At 52.2% G+C, this 19,958-nt stretch carries 24 protein-coding genes; 9 read left to right on the top strand and 15 right to left on the bottom strand.

Going from position 1 to position 19,958, the window contains the following annotated elements:
- Positions 1 to 5: 5 nt before the first annotated feature.
- The 3 genes from csgF to csgD are packed head-to-tail and all read right to left on the bottom strand — an operon-like array spanning position 6 to position 1,493.
- Positions 6 to 422 (bottom strand): curli production assembly/transport protein CsgF, encoded by a 417-nt coding sequence (csgF, locus tag SK62_RS12830; protein ID WP_003858054.1) that lies wholly within the window; start codon positions 420 to 422, stop codon positions 6 to 8.
- 26 nt (positions 423 to 448) lie between these two features.
- A complete protein-coding gene (gene csgE / locus SK62_RS12825; RefSeq protein ID WP_017384755.1) occupies positions 449 to 838 on the bottom strand; it encodes a curli production assembly/transport protein CsgE in 390 nt (129 codons plus the stop codon).
- 4 nt (positions 839 to 842) lie between these two features.
- Positions 843 to 1,493, bottom strand: a complete 651-nt coding sequence (csgD, locus tag SK62_RS12820) for a biofilm master transcriptional regulator CsgD (protein WP_048249591.1) — start codon at positions 1,491 to 1,493, stop codon at positions 843 to 845.
- A gap of 743 nt (positions 1,494 to 2,236) precedes the next feature.
- Between csgD and csgB the strand changes: the two genes are divergently transcribed.
- The 5 genes from csgB (at position 2,237) to ymdB (ending at position 4,667) form a co-directional block, all read left to right on the top strand.
- Entirely contained in the window at positions 2,237 to 2,692 is a 456-nt protein-coding gene (gene csgB / locus SK62_RS12815) for a curli minor subunit CsgB (protein WP_017384753.1), read from the top strand.
- 39 nt (positions 2,693 to 2,731) lie between these two features.
- Entirely contained in the window at positions 2,732 to 3,187 is a 456-nt protein-coding gene (gene csgA / locus SK62_RS12810; protein WP_003858043.1) for a curli major subunit CsgA, read from the top strand.
- 56 nt (positions 3,188 to 3,243) lie between these two features.
- The gene (gene csgC / locus SK62_RS12805) at positions 3,244 to 3,576 is read left to right on the top strand and encodes a curli assembly chaperone CsgC (RefSeq protein ID WP_045347292.1); all 333 of its coding nucleotides are present in this window, start codon (positions 3,244 to 3,246) and stop codon (positions 3,574 to 3,576) included.
- A 153-nt stretch (positions 3,577 to 3,729) separates the two neighbouring features.
- The gene (locus tag SK62_RS12800) at positions 3,730 to 4,050 is read left to right on the top strand and encodes a type 1 fimbrial protein (RefSeq protein WP_017384751.1); all 321 of its coding nucleotides are present in this window, start codon (positions 3,730 to 3,732) and stop codon (positions 4,048 to 4,050) included.
- Between the two features lie 80 nt (positions 4,051 to 4,130).
- A complete protein-coding gene (gene ymdB / locus SK62_RS12795; RefSeq protein WP_015570849.1) occupies positions 4,131 to 4,667 on the top strand; it encodes an O-acetyl-ADP-ribose deacetylase in 537 nt (178 codons plus the stop codon).
- Between the two features lie 41 nt (positions 4,668 to 4,708).
- Here the strand turns inward: ymdB and mdoC are convergent, their stop codons facing one another.
- Positions 4,709 to 5,848, bottom strand: coding sequence for a glucans biosynthesis protein MdoC (gene mdoC, locus SK62_RS12790; RefSeq protein ID WP_017384749.1), 1,140 nt, complete (start codon positions 5,846 to 5,848; stop codon positions 4,709 to 4,711).
- 255 nt (positions 5,849 to 6,103) lie between these two features.
- Between mdoC and mdoG the strand changes: the two genes are divergently transcribed.
- The 3 genes from mdoG to SK62_RS12775 all read left to right on the top strand — a co-directional run bounded on the left by mdoG (position 6,104) and on the right by SK62_RS12775 (position 10,490).
- A complete protein-coding gene (mdoG, locus tag SK62_RS12785; RefSeq protein ID WP_047719349.1) occupies positions 6,104 to 7,657 on the top strand; it encodes a glucans biosynthesis protein MdoG in 1,554 nt (517 codons plus the stop codon).
- The gene (mdoH, locus tag SK62_RS12780) at positions 7,650 to 10,178 is read left to right on the top strand and encodes a glucans biosynthesis glucosyltransferase MdoH (RefSeq protein ID WP_048249588.1); all 2,529 of its coding nucleotides are present in this window, start codon (positions 7,650 to 7,652) and stop codon (positions 10,176 to 10,178) included. The genes mdoG and mdoH overlap by 8 nt, the downstream gene beginning before the upstream one ends.
- An 84-nt stretch (positions 10,179 to 10,262) precedes the next feature.
- Positions 10,263 to 10,490 (top strand): YceK/YidQ family lipoprotein, encoded by a 228-nt coding sequence (locus SK62_RS12775; protein ID WP_047719350.1) that lies wholly within the window; start codon positions 10,263 to 10,265, stop codon positions 10,488 to 10,490.
- Between the two features lie 7 nt (positions 10,491 to 10,497).
- On the opposite strand, the gene SK62_RS12770 is transcribed toward SK62_RS12775, so the two are convergent.
- The 3 genes from SK62_RS12770 to SK62_RS12760 form a co-directional block, all read right to left on the bottom strand.
- Positions 10,498 to 10,872, bottom strand: coding sequence for a MysB family protein (locus SK62_RS12770; RefSeq protein WP_015570844.1), 375 nt, complete (start codon positions 10,870 to 10,872; stop codon positions 10,498 to 10,500).
- Between the two features lie 79 nt (positions 10,873 to 10,951).
- Positions 10,952 to 12,187 (bottom strand): multidrug efflux MFS transporter MdtG, encoded by a 1,236-nt coding sequence (gene mdtG, locus SK62_RS12765; RefSeq protein ID WP_017693650.1) that lies wholly within the window; start codon positions 12,185 to 12,187, stop codon positions 10,952 to 10,954.
- 141 nt (positions 12,188 to 12,328) lie between these two features.
- The gene (locus SK62_RS12760; protein ID WP_017693649.1) at positions 12,329 to 13,255 is read right to left on the bottom strand and encodes a Kdo(2)-lipid IV(A) acyltransferase; all 927 of its coding nucleotides are present in this window, start codon (positions 13,253 to 13,255) and stop codon (positions 12,329 to 12,331) included.
- 218 nt (positions 13,256 to 13,473) lie between these two features.
- Here SK62_RS12760 and SK62_RS12755 point away from each other — a divergent pair, with 218 nt between their 5' ends.
- Positions 13,474 to 14,523, top strand: coding sequence for an oxygen-dependent tRNA uridine(34) hydroxylase TrhO (locus SK62_RS12755; RefSeq protein ID WP_015570841.1), 1,050 nt, complete (start codon positions 13,474 to 13,476; stop codon positions 14,521 to 14,523).
- 38 nt (positions 14,524 to 14,561) lie between these two features.
- Here the strand turns inward: SK62_RS12755 and SK62_RS12750 are convergent, their stop codons facing one another.
- The 8 genes from SK62_RS12750 to SK62_RS12715 all read right to left on the bottom strand — a co-directional run bounded on the left by SK62_RS12750 (position 14,562) and on the right by SK62_RS12715 (position 19,916).
- Entirely contained in the window at positions 14,562 to 15,140 is a 579-nt protein-coding gene (locus tag SK62_RS12750; RefSeq protein WP_017384744.1) for a YceI family protein, read from the bottom strand.
- A gap of 1 nt (position 15,141) precedes the next feature.
- Positions 15,142 to 15,708 (bottom strand): cytochrome b, encoded by a 567-nt coding sequence (locus tag SK62_RS12745; RefSeq protein WP_017384743.1) that lies wholly within the window; start codon positions 15,706 to 15,708, stop codon positions 15,142 to 15,144.
- Positions 15,709 to 15,934: 226 nt separating this feature from the next.
- Positions 15,935 to 16,048 carry a YceO family protein gene (locus tag SK62_RS12740; protein WP_023303419.1) on the bottom strand — a complete coding sequence of 38 codons (114 nt, stop codon included), beginning with the start codon at positions 16,046 to 16,048 and terminating at the stop codon, positions 15,935 to 15,937.
- Between the two features lie 50 nt (positions 16,049 to 16,098).
- Positions 16,099 to 17,217, bottom strand: a complete 1,119-nt coding sequence (solA, locus tag SK62_RS12735; protein WP_047719351.1) for an N-methyl-L-tryptophan oxidase — start codon at positions 17,215 to 17,217, stop codon at positions 16,099 to 16,101.
- Positions 17,218 to 17,331: 114 nt separating this feature from the next.
- Entirely contained in the window at positions 17,332 to 17,586 is a 255-nt protein-coding gene (bssS, locus tag SK62_RS12730) for a biofilm formation regulator BssS (protein ID WP_015570838.1), read from the bottom strand.
- Between the two features lie 274 nt (positions 17,587 to 17,860).
- Positions 17,861 to 18,106 carry a DNA damage-inducible protein I gene (dinI, locus tag SK62_RS12725; protein ID WP_017384741.1) on the bottom strand — a complete coding sequence of 82 codons (246 nt, stop codon included), beginning with the start codon at positions 18,104 to 18,106 and terminating at the stop codon, positions 17,861 to 17,863.
- A gap of 74 nt (positions 18,107 to 18,180) precedes the next feature.
- Entirely contained in the window at positions 18,181 to 19,227 is a 1,047-nt protein-coding gene (gene pyrC / locus SK62_RS12720) for a dihydroorotase (protein ID WP_017384740.1), read from the bottom strand.
- 128 nt (positions 19,228 to 19,355) lie between these two features.
- Positions 19,356 to 19,916 carry a lipoprotein gene (locus SK62_RS12715; protein WP_017384739.1) on the bottom strand — a complete coding sequence of 187 codons (561 nt, stop codon included), beginning with the start codon at positions 19,914 to 19,916 and terminating at the stop codon, positions 19,356 to 19,358.
- Positions 19,917 to 19,958: the final 42 nt, after the last annotated feature.

The raw sequence follows: 19,958 nt of genomic DNA, 5'->3' as shown, positions 1-19,958 counted from the left end.
GTTGTTTAGAAATCAGTTGAACTGGTCTGCAAACCGGAAACCTGGATTGTCGACGTTTTACCGGTTTTTCGGTCTGTCACATTTAGCTGAAGCTGCCCGTCTTTATTGGCAATATCGACGATAAAGTCGTTAGTGACCATCCGGCCGGGTTTTCCGGTATTAATGTTGGTTAATAAGCCACCTAATATTTGCGACTGGATGGCCTGAGTGAAATTATCCAGGGCCGACGGGGTCTCGATACCGAAATCATCGTCATAGCTGGGGTCTTTATAGGAGTTTTGAGCCTGAGCCTGGTTAAGCATAAAGGCTCCGTTATTCGGGTTGCCGCCAAAATTAGGGTTGCGGAACTGGAATGTCATATTTCCGGCCCAGCTCAACGGCGCAATGAGCATTAACGAAATCACTGTGTGTGCGAGACGCATTACAGCCTCCGAAATAGGTGTCGTTGCTAGAACTCATCTTTTGCTAAATCGCCTGTGCTCAAAAGGGCTTTGTCTAACTGTAGGCGGTTAATAGCTTCTTCTGTTTGTGCCAGCGCGAAAGCGACGTTCTGATCGAAGTCTCTTTTCGTTGGGAATAAAAAAGTCTGGTAAATAACGTCCTGATTAGCGGTTATTGTGATCCAGCTTCCCCACCGCGCACTGGGCCGTTCGTTGATGGTTAAGTTACCCGGATAATCGCTTTCCCACTTATCGCTGAAGGCACGATAAAAATTGTGTCCGACAGAGGTGACGGTGTGGTCGGTCAACAGTCCGGGAACTTCCACCTCAACAGCCTGAAGGTTTCCGGCAGCAAGCATAATGCCTGCGGCGGCAATCCAACTTAGGGTGCGTTTCATGCTATTAACGCCTGAGGTTATCGTTTGCCCACGACACCGACTGCGTGCGATTTTTAACAGCTATCTTTTTGAAAAGATTATAAAGATGCGTCTTAACCGTATTTTCGCTGATAAATAACGAACGGGCGATTTCAATATTTGAAGCACCAATACGCAGTTTGTTCAGGATCTCTTTCTCACGGTGCGTCAGAAGTGCAGATTCTGAACTGTTATAGCGATAATTTCCGGAGTGGGTAATGAGGTAGCTGGCCAGTTTTTGCGAGAAATAACACTCCCCCCGCAATATGCCCTGCAAACCCTCCACGACACGGTTTTCTTCTTCAGTGACGTAAAACACGCCGTTAATATGCGGCCAGCTCTCAATATCGCGGAAAGGATACTCATCAGGCGTATTTAATAACAATACGCGGATATTATTGTTTTTCCTGCTTAAATTATCCTGCCAGTAATGGACCAGTTTTTTATCCGCTTCCATCATATCGAGAAGAATGATGCTGCCAGGAGCGATATCATCAAAAGAACGTTGAATATTATGCAGTTTCCCGTTAAGCGAGAGGCATTGTTTTAAATGCTGCAATAACGCTGTCGCTTGTAGGGAAGGTTTTGTGATCAACAATAATGTATGACCGGGTAAGCTATGGACTTCATTAAACATGATGAAACCCCACGTTATTTATGACACCCGGCAGCTGCCCTCGTATTATTGAAAAAGGCACCAGAAGTACTGACAGGTGTGGCACTGCTGTGTGTAGTTAAAAAACCTTCCTCCAAAGGAGGCGGTAAAATTAAAAACAAATAACGTACTGCTGTTTTCAATCTAGCTATTGCAAACTTTAAAGCAAGTGTTAATCATGTAACAGAATGTAAAATTCGATATTAAGTTGTGTATTTTGCAGGGTGAATAGATTTTAAGATAAGGGGAAAGTTGTACAGGTGTATAAACGTGCACAGATTTTGAAAGTCATACAATATATTATAACGGATTGAATTATTGAGCTTTTAATTATTGTAAGCCAGCCGGTAAAAAGTATGAACTCAGCTAAAAAGTTAAGACTTCTCTAAGCTGGAAATTTTTCTTAAGAAAACTTGCTTCGTGTCACGCACCGGACAAAAGACATTGCCATGTTTGTCTGTAGAAGCCGGTACAGGTTGGACAGCCTGTCTCGCTGTTGTCCAGACGCTCAGACAAGAATTTATTTCTGCATTAGTGGTGTGTCGCGTCGTTTCAGGCGAGATTTACGACTTTGAGGTGAATGAGCATATAAAAATAAGGCACACGGGTGAGATATTAAATATGTTTCGGCAGACATACTCTTTTCCGTAACGCGGCGTTAACAAAACGAATCGCGTTAACGGGTAAAGACATACCTATTTTATAGCCAGGTCCAGGGTGACAGCATGAAAAACAAAATGTTGTTTATGATGTTTACATTACTGGGTGCGCCTGGGTTTGTAATCGCAGGTGATTCAGATTTAGCCAGTTCTGAATATAATTTTGCGATAAATGAATTAAGTAAAGCTTCATACAATCAGGCAGCCATTATTGGTCAACAGGGCTCAGGTAATAATGCTGATGTACGCCAGGGCGGTTCTAAATTGCTGTCCATTATTTCCCAGGAGGGCGGGAATAACCGCGCGCATGTTGATCAGTCAGGGACGTATAACCTTGCTTATATCGATCAGACCGGTAACGGCAACGATGCGAGTATTAAGCAGGGCGCTTTTGGCAACACCGCCATGATTATCCAGAAAGGCTCGGGTAACAGGGCGAATATAACGCAGTATGGTACGCAGAAAACAGCAGTTGTAGTACAGAGACAGTCGCAAATGGCTATTCGCGTTATTCAACGCTAGCGATGTGTGACGCCTTAATCAATCCGATGGGGGTTTACCATGAAACTTTTCAAAGTGGCAGTTATTGCAGCAATCGTAGTTTCTGGCAGTGCTTTCGCAGGTGCGGTACCACAATTTGGCGGCGGCCACGGTGGTGGCTGGGGTGGCGGCAATAACGGCCCTGACTCAACCCTGAGCATTTACCAGTACGGCGGCGGTAACTCCGCGCTTGCTTTGCAGACGGACGCCCGAGATTCTGAATTGACCATTACCCAGCACGGTGGCGGTAACGGCGCAGATGTTGGTCAGGGCTCTGATGACAGTTCTATCGATCTGCTGCAAAAAGGCTTTGGTAACAGCGCCACCATCGACCAGTGGAATAGCAAAGACTCTGTTATCAACGTGAAACAGTTCGGCGGCGGCAACGGCGCGGCGGTAGACCAGACAGCGTCCGGCTCAACGGTGACTGTGCACCAGGTTGGCTTTGGCAACAACGCGACCGCACATCAGTACTGATTCAATTCTGTACCAAAAAACAGGGCATGTGCCCTGTTTTTTTTCGGGAGGATCTCATGAGCACCTTCATTCTCCTTGCTGCGCTTGCCAGCCAGATAACGTTCAGCACCTCACAGCAGGCAAATATGACAACCATTATTCCTCAGGTCACGCTGGCAGACGCCTGCGAATGTCAGGTTGAGGTGTTATCTGTCCGACAGGGGCAAGCGGGACAAAGTACATCGCGGCAGAAAAATACTCTTTTTATACCCGCTAATCAGCCGATTGATTTAAGCCGAATCAGTTTAAATATTCGTTCAGGGGATGCGGTAAAAATAATCGTCACCGTTTCCGATGGAAAATCGCTTCATTTATCACAGCAGTGGAACGCACCGGTAAGTACGCTTTAATAATTCATGAAATCAATGATTTAATAAAGTGGCGGCGCTGCACAGGTAAGCTATGCTGATATCAAGAACCCAGTCATCGGGTTGCTTAAATTGATACGTCATAACGGAGCGTTTTTACCCCTCAAGGACGAATTTCATTGAGGAGTACAAATAATGTTCAAATCCGCAGCGTGTATTATTTCTGGTCTGGGACTGATCCTGTCCTCTTTTTTATCTCCGGCTTATTCAGCAACTATAGAAAATGGTGGGGTGATTCATTTTCGTGGCGCGGTGGTCGCTGACCCGTGCGAAGTCACGCCCCGGCATCAGCAGTTTGCGATCTCCTGTCCGGAAAATAACCGTATGAAAACGCATACCATCAGTTATGACGAGGCGCTCCGGGGCCATCATCCTCATTCAGCTCTGGCCGCTGTCAGCATGAAATACCTGAATGAACAGAAAACGCTTGCGGTCGTTCAGGTGGATTACCGCTAACCGACGATTTTTTCACGGCAGTTTTTCTCCTTCTCCCTCTGCGATACACTGATGAAAAAGGCGGGTTGCAGAGGGCGTTTATGAGACCGCAAATCGATGTTATTCATGGCGATATCACGACGGTACACGTTGACGTGATCGTCAACGCAGCCAATTCCTCCCTGATGGGTGGGGGCGGGGTGGACGGTGCCATTCACCGGGCCGCAGGCCCTCAACTCCTTGAAGCATGCAAAACCGTGCGTCAGCAGCAGGGAGAGTGCCCGCCGGGGCATGCTGTTATTACGCTTGCAGGCGATCTCCCGGCCAAAGCGGTGATCCATACCGTTGGACCCGTCTGGCACGGTGGCGACCGCCATGAGGCTGAGATTCTGGAGCAGGCGTATCGGAACTGCCTGCGGCTTGCGGCGGATAACGGGTATAAGACCATGGCGTTCCCCGCCATTAGCACCGGCGTGTACGGTTATCCAAAGGAAGCGGCAGCTACAATCGCCGTGAATACCGTTTATCACTACCTTTCCCTCAAACCCATGCCGGAAAAAGTCATTTTTGTCTGTTTCGATGAGCACACCGCCGACCTGTATCAGCGGATTTTGACCGCGCGCAGCCAGGCATTTTGATGTCTGAAGTGCAAAAACGGCGCCCTGGAGGCGCCGTTTTGTTATCCCGCTTTAACCTGAGGTTTGCCTGAGAACAGGAAACGCAAAAGCGGGATCCGCAGATGGATTTCATACAACACGATGGCAATGCCAACCACAAAGACCAGGCCGGTGAAGAAGCCCAGCGCATTCGAGGCGATATGCGGCGTTATGTACGCCCCGAAAAACAGCGTCAGCGGATGGTGAACCAGGTAGATAAACAGCGAAGCATTAACGAAATAGGTGACGCGACTGGATTTAAAATTCAGCAGACGATGGCCAAGGGCGAACACCACGTTAACCATCCACAGGCCCATCAGCATCGTTATCACGCTCTCTGTCTCATACATCCACGCGTCCCCGCTGCCATAGCGCTGATTGAGAAGATAGGCGGCAAAGGCCAGCGCAGCACCCACCGCACACCAGGGGGAGGGGGTGGTAAACAGCGCTTTAAGCCGAGGATGAATAAATGCCAGCGCCCCAATCAGGAAGAAGGGAATGTAAAACAGGGTCTGCATCACCACGAAATTAAACAGCCCATCGCTCAGAATGGGAGGGTAGACAATGAGCAGGGTACGCCTGACGGCGGCATACGCGACCCCCAGCGCAAGAAACAGCAGAGACAGCTTGCCCAGGGTGATGTTGGCGAAGAAGGTCGAGGATGCGGTGCTCGCACGCTGGCGCAGCTGGCTGAAGATCAACAAACTCACCGTGGTTAGCACCACCAGTACCAGCAGGAACCAGAGGTGGGAAATCAGCTCCCAGACCAGGGTGTTGTATTTCTCATAGAAGGAGAGATTCGGCCAGTTTTCCGCCTTGCCTTTAACATGCTGCAACATGATGAACTGCGGCAGCGTCAGCAGCGGAATGGCCGTCAACATCGGTATGCCCACGCGCTCCACGCGCACTTTCCACCATCGTTTGAGGGGATAGCGCAAGAAGAGCATGTAAGAGAAATAACCGGAAATGACAAAAAACACCTGCATGCGGAAGGCATGGATAAAATCATTAAACAGCGTCAGCCACCAGGAGGGCATCTGGCTGTTCACGTGCCAGGTGTGGCTGGAATAGATCAGTGAAATATGAAAAGGGATCCCCAATAGCATGAGCCATGCGCGGATCGAGTCGAGGAAATATTCACGTTGTACAGGGGTTGTGCTCATATAACTTTGCGCATTCTCAGACTTTTCGCCTTATCCCTAAGGCTCATAATGGTTACATTCGGAGCCAACCCTACACCAAGACCGACACCCTGTCTCCAGGATAAGCACGCAAAGTGAAAAGCGGGTTCTTTCATTTGCTTAATCCATGAGCCAGCGAGCTGAACAAAGCAGTGATAATGTTGTCGGATTGCCTGAGTTTCCATTAAAATGGATCGGATCGATATAAGCACACAAAGGGGGAAGTGCTTACTTATTATGAAACATAAACCACAAATGATGAAAATGCGTTGGTTGGGTGTAGCAGTGCTGTTGTCACTGTATACCTCATCTGCACTGGCCTTTAACATCGATGATGTCGCAAAACAGGCTAAATCGATGGCGGGCAAGAGCTACGAAGCGCCAAAAAGTAACCTGCCCTCCGTTTTCCGCGACATGAAATACGCGGACTATCAGCAGATCCAGTTCAATCACGATAAAGCGTACTGGAACAATATTAAAACCCCGTTCAAGCTTGAATTTTACCACCAGGGTATGTACTTCGACACGCCGGTTGCCATCAACGAAGTGACGGCGACCGCGGTACGCAAAATCAAGTACAGCCCGGATTATTTCAATTTTGGCGATGTGCAACACGATAAAGACACGGTAAAAGACCTCGGCTTCGCAGGCTTCAAGGTGCTTTATCCGATTAACAGCAAAGATAAAAACGACGAAATCGTCAGCATGCTTGGCGCCAGCTACTTCCGCGTGATTGGCGCGGGGCAGGTGTACGGGCTTTCTGCGCGCGGTCTGGCAATTGATACCGCGCTGCCATCAGGTGAAGAATTTCCACGTTTTCGCGAGTTCTGGATCGAACGTCCAAAACCAACCGACAAACGTCTGACAATTTATGCGCTGCTGGACTCCCCTCGTGCGACAGGCGCTTATCGCTTCGTGATCATGCCAGGGCGTGACACGGTGGTTGACGTACAGTCTAAAGTTTACCTGCGCGATAAAGTGGGCAAACTGGGCGTCGCGCCGCTGACCAGCATGTTCCTGTTCGGGCCGAACCAGCCCTCTCCGGCGACCAATTTCCGTCCTGCACTGCATGATTCCAATGGCCTCTCCATTCATGCGGGTAACGGCGAGTGGATCTGGCGTCCGCTGAACAACCCGAAACACCTCGCCGTCAGCAGCTTTGCGATGGAAAACCCGCAGGGCTTTGGTCTGCTGCAACGTGGCCGTCAGTTCTCCCGCTTTGAAGATCTGGATGACCGCTACGATCTGCGTCCAAGCGCCTGGGTTACGCCGAAAGGCGACTGGGGTAAAGGCAAGGTTGAGCTGGTTGAAATTCCAACTAACGATGAAACCAACGATAACATTGTGGCGTACTGGACACCGGATCAGCTGCCGGAAGCCGGTAAAGAGATGAACTTCAAGTATGCGATCACCTTCAGCCGTGACGAAGACAAACTGCACGCACCGGATAACGCGTATGTAATGCAGACGCGTCGTTCGACGGGTGACGTGAAGCAGTCCAACCTGATTCGTCAGCCGGATGGCACGCTGGCATTTATCGTGGACTTCACCGGGCAGGATATGAAAAAACTGGCCCCGGATACTGCCGTGACGGCACAGGCCAGCATTGGCGATAACGGTGAAATCGTTGAGAACGCCGTGCGTTACAACCCGGTCACCAAAGGGTGGCGTTTGACCCTGCGCGTGAAGGTGAAAGATCCGAAACAGACCACTGAAATGCGCGCCGCGCTGGTCAGTAACGATAAGCCGCTGAGTGAAACCTGGAGCTATCAGCTACCTGCCAATGAATAATACATCTGAATATATTGATGCCATGCCGCTGACGGACATTGAAAAAGCGGCACTCCCTGCGAGCGACATCCGCGCGGTTCACACCGCGCTGGATGGTGAACATCGTCACTTTTCCCGTGATGATGATACGCCGCTGGGGTCAGTGAAGGCACGTCTGGAGCAGGCATGGCCGGACTCGCTGGCAGAAGGGCAGCTAATCAAGGATGACGAAGGGCGTGACCAGCTACAGGCGATGCCGAAGGCCACGCGTTCCTCCATGTTCCCCGATCCGTGGCGCACCAACCCGGTGGGCCGCTTCTGGGATCGCCTGCGTGGGCGTGACGTGACGCCGCGCTATCTGTCACGTCTGACCAAAGAACAGCAGGCATCCGAGCAGAAATGGCGTACCGTGGGAACGATTCGTCGTTACATTCTGCTGCTGCTGACGCTGGCGCAGACGGTTGTCGCCACCTGGTACATGAAAACCATTCTGCCGTACCAGGGCTGGGCGTTGATTAACCCTGCTGACATGATTGGCCAGGATATCTGGGTCTCCTTCATGCAGCTGCTGCCGTATATTTTACAGAGCGGCATTCTTCTGCTGTTCGCGGTGCTGTTCTGTTGGGTCTCCGCCGGGTTCTGGACGGCGCTGATGGGCTTCCTGCAACTGCTGATGGGGCGTGACAAATACAGCATTTCCGCGTCGACGGTCGGGGATGAGCCCCTCAATCCTGAGCATCGTACCGCGCTGATCATGCCTATCTGTAACGAAGACGTTGACCGCGTATTCGCCGGGCTGCGTGCTACCTGGGAGTCCGTGAAGGCGACCGGTAACGCGGCGCATTTCGACGTCTATATCCTGAGCGACAGCTACAATCCGGATATCTGCGTGGCGGAGCAAAAAGCCTGGATGGAACTGATTGCCGAGGTGCAGGGCGAAGGGCAGATCTTCTACCGTCGTCGTCGTCGTCGTGTTAAGCGTAAGAGCGGAAACATTGATGACTTCTGTCGTCGCTGGGGTAACCAGTACAGCTACATGGTGGTACTGGATGCAGACTCCGTGATGAGCGGCGACTGCCTGAGCGGGCTGGTCCGTCTGATGGAAGCCAACCCGAACGCGGGAATTATTCAGTCCTCGCCAAAAGCGTCCGGTATGGACACGCTGTATGCGCGCTGCCAGCAGTTTGCGACCCGCGTCTACGGGCCGCTGTTTACTGCCGGTCTGCACTTCTGGCAGCTGGGTGAATCCCACTACTGGGGCCACAACGCCATTATCCGCGTGAAGCCATTCATCGAGCACTGCGCCCTGGCGCCGCTGCCGGGTGAAGGGTCGTTTGCCGGGTCCATTCTGTCGCATGACTTTGTGGAAGCCGCGCTGATGCGTCGTGCAGGGTGGGGAGTCTGGATTGCCTACGATCTGCCTGGCTCGTATGAAGAGCTGCCGCCGAACCTGCTGGATGAGCTCAAACGCGACCGCCGCTGGTGTCACGGTAACCTGATGAACTTCCGCCTGTTCCTGGTGAAAGGGATGCACCCTGTTCACCGTGCGGTGTTCCTGACGGGCGTTATGTCCTATCTGTCTGCGCCGCTGTGGTTTATGTTCCTGGCGCTCTCAACCGCGTTGCAGGTTGTGCATGCCCTGACGGAGCCGCAGTATTTCCTGCAACCGCGCCAGCTGTTCCCGGTGTGGCCGCAGTGGCGTCCGGAGCTTGCGATCGCGCTGTTCGCGTCGACCATGGTGCTGCTGTTCCTGCCTAAGCTGCTCAGTATCATTCTGATCTGGTGCAAAGGTTCGAAGGAGTACGGTGGTTTCTGCCGCGTGACCCTTTCACTGCTGCTGGAAGTGCTGTTCTCGGTCCTGCTGGCGCCGGTGCGTATGCTGTTCCATACGGTGTTTGTGGTGAGCGCGTTCCTGGGATGGGAAGTGGTGTGGAATTCACCGCAGCGTGACGATGACTCTACGCCGTGGAGTGAAGCCTTTATGCGCCACGGCTCTCAGCTGCTGCTGGGCCTGGTGTGGGCCGTTGGTATGGCCTGGCTGGATCTGCGTTTCCTGTTCTGGCTTGCGCCGATTGTGTTCTCGCTGATCCTGTCGCCGTTTGTATCGGTGATCTCCAGCCGTTCCACGGTGGGCCTGCGTACCAAACGCTGGAAGCTGTTCCTGATCCCGGAAGAGTATTCTCAGCCGCAGGTGCTGGTGGATACCGATACCTATCTGGAGCAGAACCGCAAACGCACGCTGGATGATGGCTTTATGCATGCCGTGTTTAACCCGTCATTCAACGCGCTGGCAACCGCGATGGCGACGGCGCGTCACCGCGCCAGCCAGGTGCTGGAGATCGCCCGCGATCGCCACGTTGAGCAGGCGCTGAACGAGACGCCAGAAAAGCTTAACCGCGACCGTCGTCTGGTGTTGTTGAGCGATCCGGTGACGATGGCACGGCTTCACTACCGCGTGTGGTCCTCTCCGGAGAGATACTCTTCGTGGGTGAACTACTACAAGGACGTGAAGCTCAATCCGCTGGCCCTGAAGGCGAAGTAAGTTGTTAAGTAGGGCGGGTAAGCGAAGCGCCACCCGCCAAATAAAATACCGGCTTAATCGCCGGTATTTTTTTAGAGGTCAGAAATGAAAGTAATCATTGTCGTCATGATGGCATGCCTGCTCAGCGGTTGCGGCAGCATTATCAGCCGCACCATCCCCGGGCAGGGCCACGGGAATCAGTACTACCCCGGCCTACAGTGGGATGTCCGTGATTCCGCATGGCGCTATCTCACCGTGCTCGATCTGCCGTTTTCTCTGATTTTCGACACGCTACTGCTGCCCATCGATGCCAGCCACGGCCCCTACGAGTAGCGGTGACTTATCGCTCGTCCCATTCGTCCGCTGCGGCCTGACCCTCTTCGGTATCCAGCGGCGGTTCGAGCTGAAACTCACCTTCGTCCCATTCGTGCAGCGTATTTTCTTCCAGCCACTCCTGACGTAACTCAATTTCGTCATAGTCGCCGTCGAATACCGCCTGCGCACCTTCACCACTGAGTATCGGCAGACATTCACCATCTTCACCTTCATCAGCAAAGAATTCGGCCTGCCACATAATATCGCCGTCCTGTAGGACGTATTTTTGGATATTGAGTTGTTGCACGTCAGCATCTTCTTCCTCAACGCCGGGATTATCGGCGAGGAACTCTTCGCGAGCGGCATCAATTGCTTCTTCCAGCGTGGCGTACATGGTCATTGGTGTCTCCCTGTTTTTCGTGAAGGTATTCAGGGAAAGAATAGCTGATTATGTGATTTTGCAAGTATGAATGCGAAAATTAGCCGTCACGATGTGGTCTTATTCGCGCCGGGCGTAGCGCCCGGGATAAGCTGAGCCACGAATAAACGGCGTTGAACAGCACGACGCCTGCCGTCACGATAAAGACCGCCCGGAAACCGAAGCTGGCCGAAATCCCCGCGCCAACCAGCGGTCCGGTGACGTTACCCAGATCGCGAAACGACTGGTTATAGCTGAAAATACGACCGGCTATCTGGTTGGTGGAGTTATAGACCAGCAGCGTCTGTACAGCCGGGAGTAGCGCACCATCCGCAGCCCCCAGCAGGAAGCGCAGGACGCCGAGCTGCCACGGAGACTGCACCAACGCCATGGGGATCAGCAGCAGGACGGAGACGATCAGGGCGCAGATCAGGATCTTTTCCGGGCCGATACGGTCTCCCAGCTTGCCGAGCCGCGGCGCGCTCAGTAGCGCCGCCACGCCGGGAACAGAGGCGATTAGGCCGCTGATAAAGGCGATATTGCTGACGTTTCCCGCCAGGTCGCGTACGTAGAGCGTCAGTATAGGCGCGATTGAACCGGTGGCCACCTGGATAATCATGGTGGTTACAAACAGGCTCAGCACCAGCTTTGGGTTTTTCAGCGAGGCCAGCACATCCCGGGCGTGCAGCATCTCTTTTTTGGCCACGGGCGTGAAATTCTCGCGGATACAGATAAGCGTCACCAGGAAGCAGAGGAACAGCACGCTGGCGGTAATGAAGAATACCGGCCGCAGTCCGTAGTGGTCGGCCAGCAGCCCGCCCGCCAGTGGGCCCAGCAGTGCGCCGCTTACGCCGCCAGTGGATAGCGTGCCCAACGCCCAGCCGCTTTTCTGGCGCGGGATTTGGGTGGCGATCAGGGCGTTGGCGTTAGGGATAAATCCCCCGAGCAGGCCCAGAAGCGCGCGTAGTATCAGGAACTGCCAGACATTCTGCGCCACCCCCATCAGCAGCATAATGATCGCCATGCCGAGCGCGGAGCGCAGCAGCATAATTTTGCGGCCTTTGCGATCCGCCAGCCCACCCCAGAAAGGCGACGCAATGGCGGAGAACAGGAACGTAATGCTGAACACCAGGCCGGACCACATATTCAGGGCGCTATGTCCGGTGACGCCGAGCTGTTCAACGTAGAGGGGCAGGAAGGGCATCACCAGGCTAAAGGCGGCGCCAGTAAGAAAACAACCCAGCCACGCAACCGTCAGGTTACGTTTCCAGTTTATGGGAGCATCTGTGGGGGACATAACTATCCGCATAATGAGGTGCAGGGCACCGTGAACAGTGAGGTAATAAGCCTGCTAATTATGCGCCCGGGGTATGATTGCCGCAATGACGGGGAGCTTTTAAAGCTAAAACAACATGCGGCCCGGAAGGCCGCACGCAGGTTAATACCGGGAAGGGACGCCCTGAGGCCGGGTTTTAAAGCGGCGATGCAGCCACATGTACTGCTCCGGCGCGAGCATAATGCATTTCTCGACAACGCCGTTCATCCAGCGGGCGGTGGTTTCTGCATCAATCAGCGGTGGCGCGAGTTCCGGCTCCAGCATGATGAGCTGATAGCCTGAACCGTCTGGTTTACGGCGCGGCACAAACGGCACGATAGCCGCTTTGGACATCCGCGCCAGCATCCAGGTCCCGGTGGTCGTCGCTGCATCTTCCACCGCAAAGAACGGGACAAACACGCTGGATTGCGGGCCATAGTCATGATCCGGGGCATACCAGACCACTTCACCTGCTTTCAGGGCGCGGATCATCCCTTTCAGGTCTTTGCGATCGATCATGCTTTTATTGGAGCGCATGCGTCCGTTGGTCTGGATCAAATCGATCACCGGATTATCGTTAGGACGATAAACGCCTATACCCGGCGCCTGCATGCCGAACATGCGCGCGCCAATTTCGAGCGTCAGGAAATGAACGCCAATCAGCAGGACGCCAGTCTGGTTGGCCTGAAGAGTATGCACCGGCTCCATGCCGGTCCCGGCCACTTCCGTCCAGCGCGCCATGCGTTTATCCGACCAGAACCAGGCCATACCGGTCTCCATCAGCCCCATGCCGACAGATTCGAAGTTTTTAATCACCATGTCGTGGCGCTCAGATTCACTCATCTGAGGAAAACAAAGCTCAAGGTTACGATACGCGATCCTGGCGCGACGCTTCATAAACTGCTGAGCAATGCGGCCCAGTCCTTTACCCATGCGGAAAATGACGGGATAAGGCAGCTGTACAATTAGCCACAACAAGCCAATGCCTGACCATGTTAACCAATAGCGGGGATGCAAAAGCGCGGCAGTAAATTTCGGTAACTGGGTCATGTCTGTCCTGTGTTCTAACGTCCTGAAAGGATATTGTCTCATTTTTTAAGGCATAGCCAAAATGTCTGTCATCGAAACATGAAAGAATATGCAAATGTTAAGTCTGATTAATCAGGTTGACTGAAATGTAGCGTAAATTGTGTGGATGTAAATTGTCTTTGTTTGCTATATCATGCCGACCGATTTTTATTTCTCAACGATTGCAGGACTTGTACACCATGCCAGTGTTACACAACCGCGTTTCGAATGAGATGTTGAAAGCGCGTATGTTGGCCGAAACCGAACCGCGCACAACGATCTCTTTCTATAAGTATTTCACCATCGATGATCCCCAGGCGACCCGCGATGCGCTTTACCAGGCTTTTACCGCCCTGAACGTGTTTGGTCGCGTCTATCTGGCGCGTGAGGGGATTAACGCGCAGATCAGCGTGCCGGAAAGCAAGGTCAGCGCCTTCCGCGACCTCCTTTACGGGTTTGATCCGGCGCTTAACGGCTTACGCCTGAACATTGCGCTGGATGATGACGGTAAATCATTCTGGGTGCTGCGCATGAAGGTGCGCGAGCGTATTGTGGCGGATGGCATTGACGATCCGAGCTTCAATGCCGCTAATGTGGGGGAGTACCTGAAGGCCGCTGAAGTGAACGCGATGCTCGACGATCCGGATGCGGTGTTCATTGATATGCGTAACCACTACGAATATGAAGTGGGGCACTTCGAGAATGCGATGGAAATTCCTGCCGACACCTTCCGCGAGCAACTGCCAAAAGCCGTTGAGATGATGCAGGAGCATAAAGACAAAAAGATCGTTATGTACTGCACCGGGGGGATCCGCTGTGAAAAAGCCAGCGCCTGGATGAAGCACAACGGGTTTAATAAAGTCTGGCACATTGAGGGTGGGATCATTGAGTATGCCCGTCGCGCCCGTGAGCAGGGTTTACCGGTGCGTTTTATCGGTAAGAACTTTGTGTTTGACGAGCGTATGGGCGAGCGAATTTCAGAGGACGTGATCGCGCACTGCCACCAGTGCGGTACGCCGTGCGATACGCATACCAACTGCAAAAACGACGGATGTCATCTGCTGTTTATTCAGTGCCCTGCATGTGCCGAGAAGTTTAATGGCTGCTGTAGCGAGCTGTGCAGTGAAGAGAGTATCTTGCCTGAAGAAGAGCAACGTCGTCGCCGTGCCGGACGCGAGAACGGGAATAAGATCTTTAATAAATCCCGGGGCCGACTGAATACCAAACTGGGTATTCCGGACCCGGAGTAAAACACTGCCCGGCGGCGCGAAAGCCTGCCGGGCCTGTTTTATGACTTCTGCTGAACGCCTTCCACCGAAATAATCAACTCAACATCCTGCGATGCCGGGCCTAAATCCGTGGTGATATTAAAATCTTTCAGATGAATTTTGCCTGCGGCTTCAAAGCCAGCACGTTTGCCACCCCACGGATCGTCGCCCTGTCCAATTAATTTGGCATCCAGTGTGACCGGTTTTGTTACGCCGTTCAGCGTCAGATTACCGGTAATAGCGAGCTTATCACCGTCTTTCTTCACCTCTGTCGACGCGAAAGTAGCTTGCGGGAATTTGCCCACGTTCAGAAATTCAGCGCTGCGCAGATGTTTATCACGCTCGGCGTGATTAGTGTCGACGCTGTTGGTATTAATGGTGACGTTCACTTTATCGGCAGCAGGGTTTTTCTCGTCGAAAGTAAATGTGCCATCGAAATCATTGAATGTGCCATATAACCAGCTGTAACCCAGATGCTGAATACGGAAATTGACAAAGGCATGCTGGCCCTCCTTATCAATTTTATAGTCAGCGGCAATGGCCGAACCGGTGGTAAATAGCAGCGAACCTAATGCGATACCCAACAGGCGTTTTTTCATTTTATGCTCCAGAGTCAACTGACGAACGGCCAAGCATGCGCTTCAGCGTATCGTCTTTATCAATAAAGTGATGTTTCAGGGCCGCAAGGCCATGCAGGACAGAAAGGATCACCACGCTCCATGCCAGCCACAGATGAACCACACCTGCGGTGTCAGCCTGTGAACCGGCGTCAGCCAGCGTGGCTGGGACGTCAAAAAGCCCAAACACGCTGATCGGTTTACCGTCTGCGGTCGAAATGAGATAGCCGCTGATCAGAATGGCGAACAGCAGGGCATAGAGTGCGATATGTGCGCCAACAGCGCTTATGCGGGTAAGGCGGCCATGGCTTTTGGGCGCTGGAGGGGGCGGAGAGATATGTCGCCAGATCACGCGAAAAACCAGACCCATCATCAGCAGAACCCCAATGCTTTTGTGCAATTCGGGGGCCTGATGATACCAACCGTCATAATAGCTTAATGTCACCATCCAGAGGCCGAGACCAAACATGGCATAGACGGCAAGTGCAAATAGCCAGTGTAAACACATGGATATTATTCCGTAGCGACGGGAGGAGTTACGCCATTGCATATGAATTTCCGTTCTCAAATGACTGAGCAATAAAAATGGACGGGTTAAATAAATAATGCAACTGAAAAAAATGAATAATGTTTTTTATTTAATTTATTTCAGCGAATTTGAATGTGTTTCCGCAATGTATTTCAATCGCTTCGTTCAATAAATTTGAGGTGACGTTTTTTAAAAAATATAAGTTAAATAAATTTAAAGGAGTGTCAATAAACGTCAGCGAGAATTTTCAGAAGAATACAATATAGATAACGTCAATGATCGCCAGCAGCGACCAAAGAACAATGTAGAGCATAAAATGCTCGCGGATGTTATTGATAAAGTAATTCACCAGTCTGCGCATCATGCCTCTATCGCTAAACAGGCCCCGGTTATTCGGAGCCTGTAGAGGTATTATCGATCAAAGCGCGAGAGCGCGAAGGGCTTGAGATCAAACGAAGGCGCGATCCCCTGCGCAAACTGGGCGGCGATTTCACCTAACACAGAGGCAAATTTAAACCCGTGACCGCTGAGTCCGGTTACGAGCAGGGTGTTATCGTGTCCCGGAAGGGTGTCGATGATAAAATCTTCATCCGGGGTGTTGTCGTAGGTGCACGCTGCGCCGTAAAGCAACCCGCCTATGCCCGGCAGGATATTACGCAGGAACGTGAAGGCTTCGGAACCATCCTGCGGATAAGCACCGTAAGGCTTGCGTTCTTCCGTAGAGGAAATTACCTGTCCGCCGTTATGTTTGCCAATCTTGAGCGCGTCTTTTTCCGAAGGGAAACCGTAGAACTGGTCGCCATTGGGTAACTCGCCTGTAAACGCCGGGAATTTGTTCTGGCTGCTGTAACGCCCGTCAGACTGGAACCAGGAGAAGACTTTTCGCACCGGCTGGATGGGTAGGTCCGGCAGCAGTTTCGTCACCCACGTTCCCGCACTCACCAGCAGACGCGTGGCGGTATATTCACCTTCAGAGGTGGTGACGGTTGAACCCTCTGCATGGTGGGTGATGCCCGTGACCGGACAGTTGAACAACTGTGCGCAGCCCGCTTTGGCGGCGAGATCAATCCAGGTCTTAATGGCCGTTTCGCTGTGCAGCACGCCAGAGTTGGCTTCAAACAACCCAATGTAGTCGTCAGGGACAGAAATTTCCGGCCAGCGCGCCATGATGCCGTTTGCATCCAGACGCTCGACGTCCAGGCGGTAGGCTTTCGCGCTCTCCTCGACGGTCGCCAGAAACGTGGAGCTGGCTGGCCCCAGGTTAACGACCCCGGTGCGCTCAAAAATGCGATCTTCGGTGAGTGTGGCCAGCTCATCCCACAGCGTCTGAGCCCGAAGCACCAGCGGTACATAACGTTCACCTTCGCCGTAAGCGTGACGGATCAGACGGGTATCGCCGTGATGGCTTCCTTCAGAGTGGGGGGGAAGGTGGGCGTCAATCATCAGCACTTTCAGACCCGCCTGCGTGGCGTAATAACCGGCGGCAGATCCTACGGAGCCGCTTCCGATAATGATTAAATCGTATTTCATAGGCTTCTCTTTACTAACGCTTTGTTAGCAGAGTAATTAACTAAGTGGGCTTATACAAGAGCGAAATAAATAAGGCACCGCGAGGGTGCCTGTTGAGTGAAAAGGGGCATAAGGTCAATGCCGTTTATACTCATTTTCCTGATAGTCGCCAGATTCTATTTTTGCGATGCCTGCTTCTAAAATAGAGATAAACTGACGGGCGACGTCTGTTGTAAGCCACAGCGTCTGTCCAACTTCCGCTTCATCACGGTTTTGCTGATTTGGGGTCTGGTAGTGCAAACGCAGCATCAGCGCATCGTAGCTGTCTACGGTGCTGATATCCCAGCCAACAAGCGGATGGGTCTGGATGACTTCACTATTCTTTTCCATTATAACCCCCTTAATGCGTGTTAGAAGACAACGACTTTGAGGTTCAATGCATATTTTTCTGAAAGCAATTTCAGTATATCAATTAATAAGGGTTCAGAAGGAAAAAATAAACGGGTAGCAACACATTTTTATGCTTTTTAGGATTGTTCGAACAATAAAACGCCATCTTGTTCACGATTTTCTAAGAAGATGCTGAAATATTTTGAACTTTCAGGAGACGAAACGAAAAAAAGCCGGGGCGACCCGGCAAAAAAACACAATGAGGGAGCAAATTTTAATCAGTGATGAACCAGTCGTCGGCGCTTTCCCATGTTTCCTGCAAAATTTCGCTGATGCGTTCTTTGTCTTCCTTCGCGCCGCCGATGACGGAAAGATGGTTTGCTGTCGCATAACGTACCGTTACGGCGCCATCGTTTTCAGGAAAAGTGCTGCTAATACGTCGGGATAGTTCACCCGCCAGAGCGTCGAGTGCGCCAGCAGGCAGGACGGTGGATTTGGCAATGGTGACTTCGATACGCATAAATGCCCCCTGTGTAATATACTGTTTATTTATACAGTTATATTGTCGCTTTGACAACAGGGGGCGCGATTTTTTTAGCGTTTTACCGTCCAGTTTACGGTTTCACCGGCCAGGAAGGGGATCAGCGTATCGTCGGTGAGCGCAATCGACGCTTCAACCTGGCTTTCTTTGCGCTCCAGCTCAATGAACGTGTCATTAACCGGCAGACCGTAGAAACGCGGGCCGTTAAGGGAGCAGAAGGCTTCGAAATGGTCTAACGCATTCATCTCTTCAAACACGGTTGCGTAACTTGCCAGGGCGGTCGGGGCGTTAAAGCAGCCTGCACAGCCGCAGCTCGCCTCTTTACGGTGACGGGCATGCGGGGCGGAATCCGTGCCGAGGAACGCGCGCGGGAAGCCGCTGGCGACCAGCTCACGTAGCGCCTGCTGGTGGATGTTGCGCTTGAGGATTGGCAGACAATACAGATGTGGGCGAACGCCGCCCACCAGCATGTGGTTACGGTTAAACATCAGGTGCTGCGGGGTGATGGTGGCGGCAATCAGCTCGTTTCCATCCCGGACATACTCTGCGGCATCTTTAGTCGTAATGTGTTCAAACACCACTTTCAGTCCCGGAAGACGCTGGCGCAGCGGCTCCATGACCGTTTCGATAAAACGTGCTTCGCGATCGAAAATATCAATGTCAGCGTGGGTCACTTCCCCGTGCACCAGCAGCGGCATGCCCAGTTTTTGCATACGCTCCAGAACAGGCATGATGGCATCAATACTGGTCACCCCATGGCTGGAGTTGGTGGTGGCATTCGCCGGGTAGAGCTTCGCGGCGGTGAATACACCTTCGTTAAACCCGCGCTCAACTTCATTCGGATCCAGCGAGTCCGTCAGGTAGCAGGTCATCAATGGGGTAAAATCGTGTCCGGCCGGAACGGCGTCAAGGATACGCTGGCGATAGGCAATCGCGGCCTCGACGGTAGTGACTGGCGGAACCAGGTTAGGCATAACAATCGCACGGCCATAAATTTCGCTGGTATACGGCACGACGGTTTTCAGCATGTCGCCATCACGAAGATGGATATGCCAGTCGTCTGGGCGGCGGATTTTGAGAACCTGGGATTGTACAGTCATGGAAGCTCCGGCTTGAAAGAGATCAGTCATAAGAGGGCTGTTTTTGCCGGACACAAATCATAAGCGGAAACGTTTTCGTTTGCACACTATTCCGTTAAAAAAAACGGGCGCCTGAGCGCCCGGAGTGTTTAGTCGGTGAAAGGGATGATGATTTCACCCGGTTTCACCTCTATCCCTTTGGCATATTTTTTCGCCAGGGATTCGCCTTTGCTCTTGTCTTCGCTCAGAACATAGGCAGGCTGTTGGTTAAAGTAGTTCTGCAACGACTGGTTGAGATACGGCATCAGCGTTTGCAGCACCGGTTTCATTTTTTCCGGCGTCACAACTGCATCGACGATTTCCATCTCTTGCAGGAAAATGGCCCCTTTCTCTTTATTAAAGACCGGCAGCGCCTTGAGCTTCAGCTTGATATCCGCTTTCTGATTGCCGAAGAGCGAGGTCATATCGAGGCTGGCATCGCCGGAAAGGGTGACTTTGTTAGGCTCCTCGCGCCCAATCTGGCTGGCGAGATTCGTCAGGACGATATGCGCATCCGCAAGGCCGGGCACGCCGATATCTTTTGAAAAGTTATTATGTTTTTCCAGCGCCTGATTAATTTCCTGCTCACTGACGGTGTACTGCGTAAGCTGGTTACATCCCACCAGCAGACCACTGACAATTAACGCAGCGGCAATAACGATCTTTTTCATGGCGTTCCTCAACATAAAATCGGCGCATCTGTCCTGATACGC

Origin of the sequence: Enterobacter sp. BIDMC109, assembly GCF_001037885.1 — a bacterium.
GTDB classification, from domain to species: Bacteria; Pseudomonadota; Gammaproteobacteria; order Enterobacterales; family Enterobacteriaceae; genus Enterobacter; species Enterobacter hormaechei_C.
This window is presented reverse-complemented; position numbering and strand designations above follow the sequence as displayed.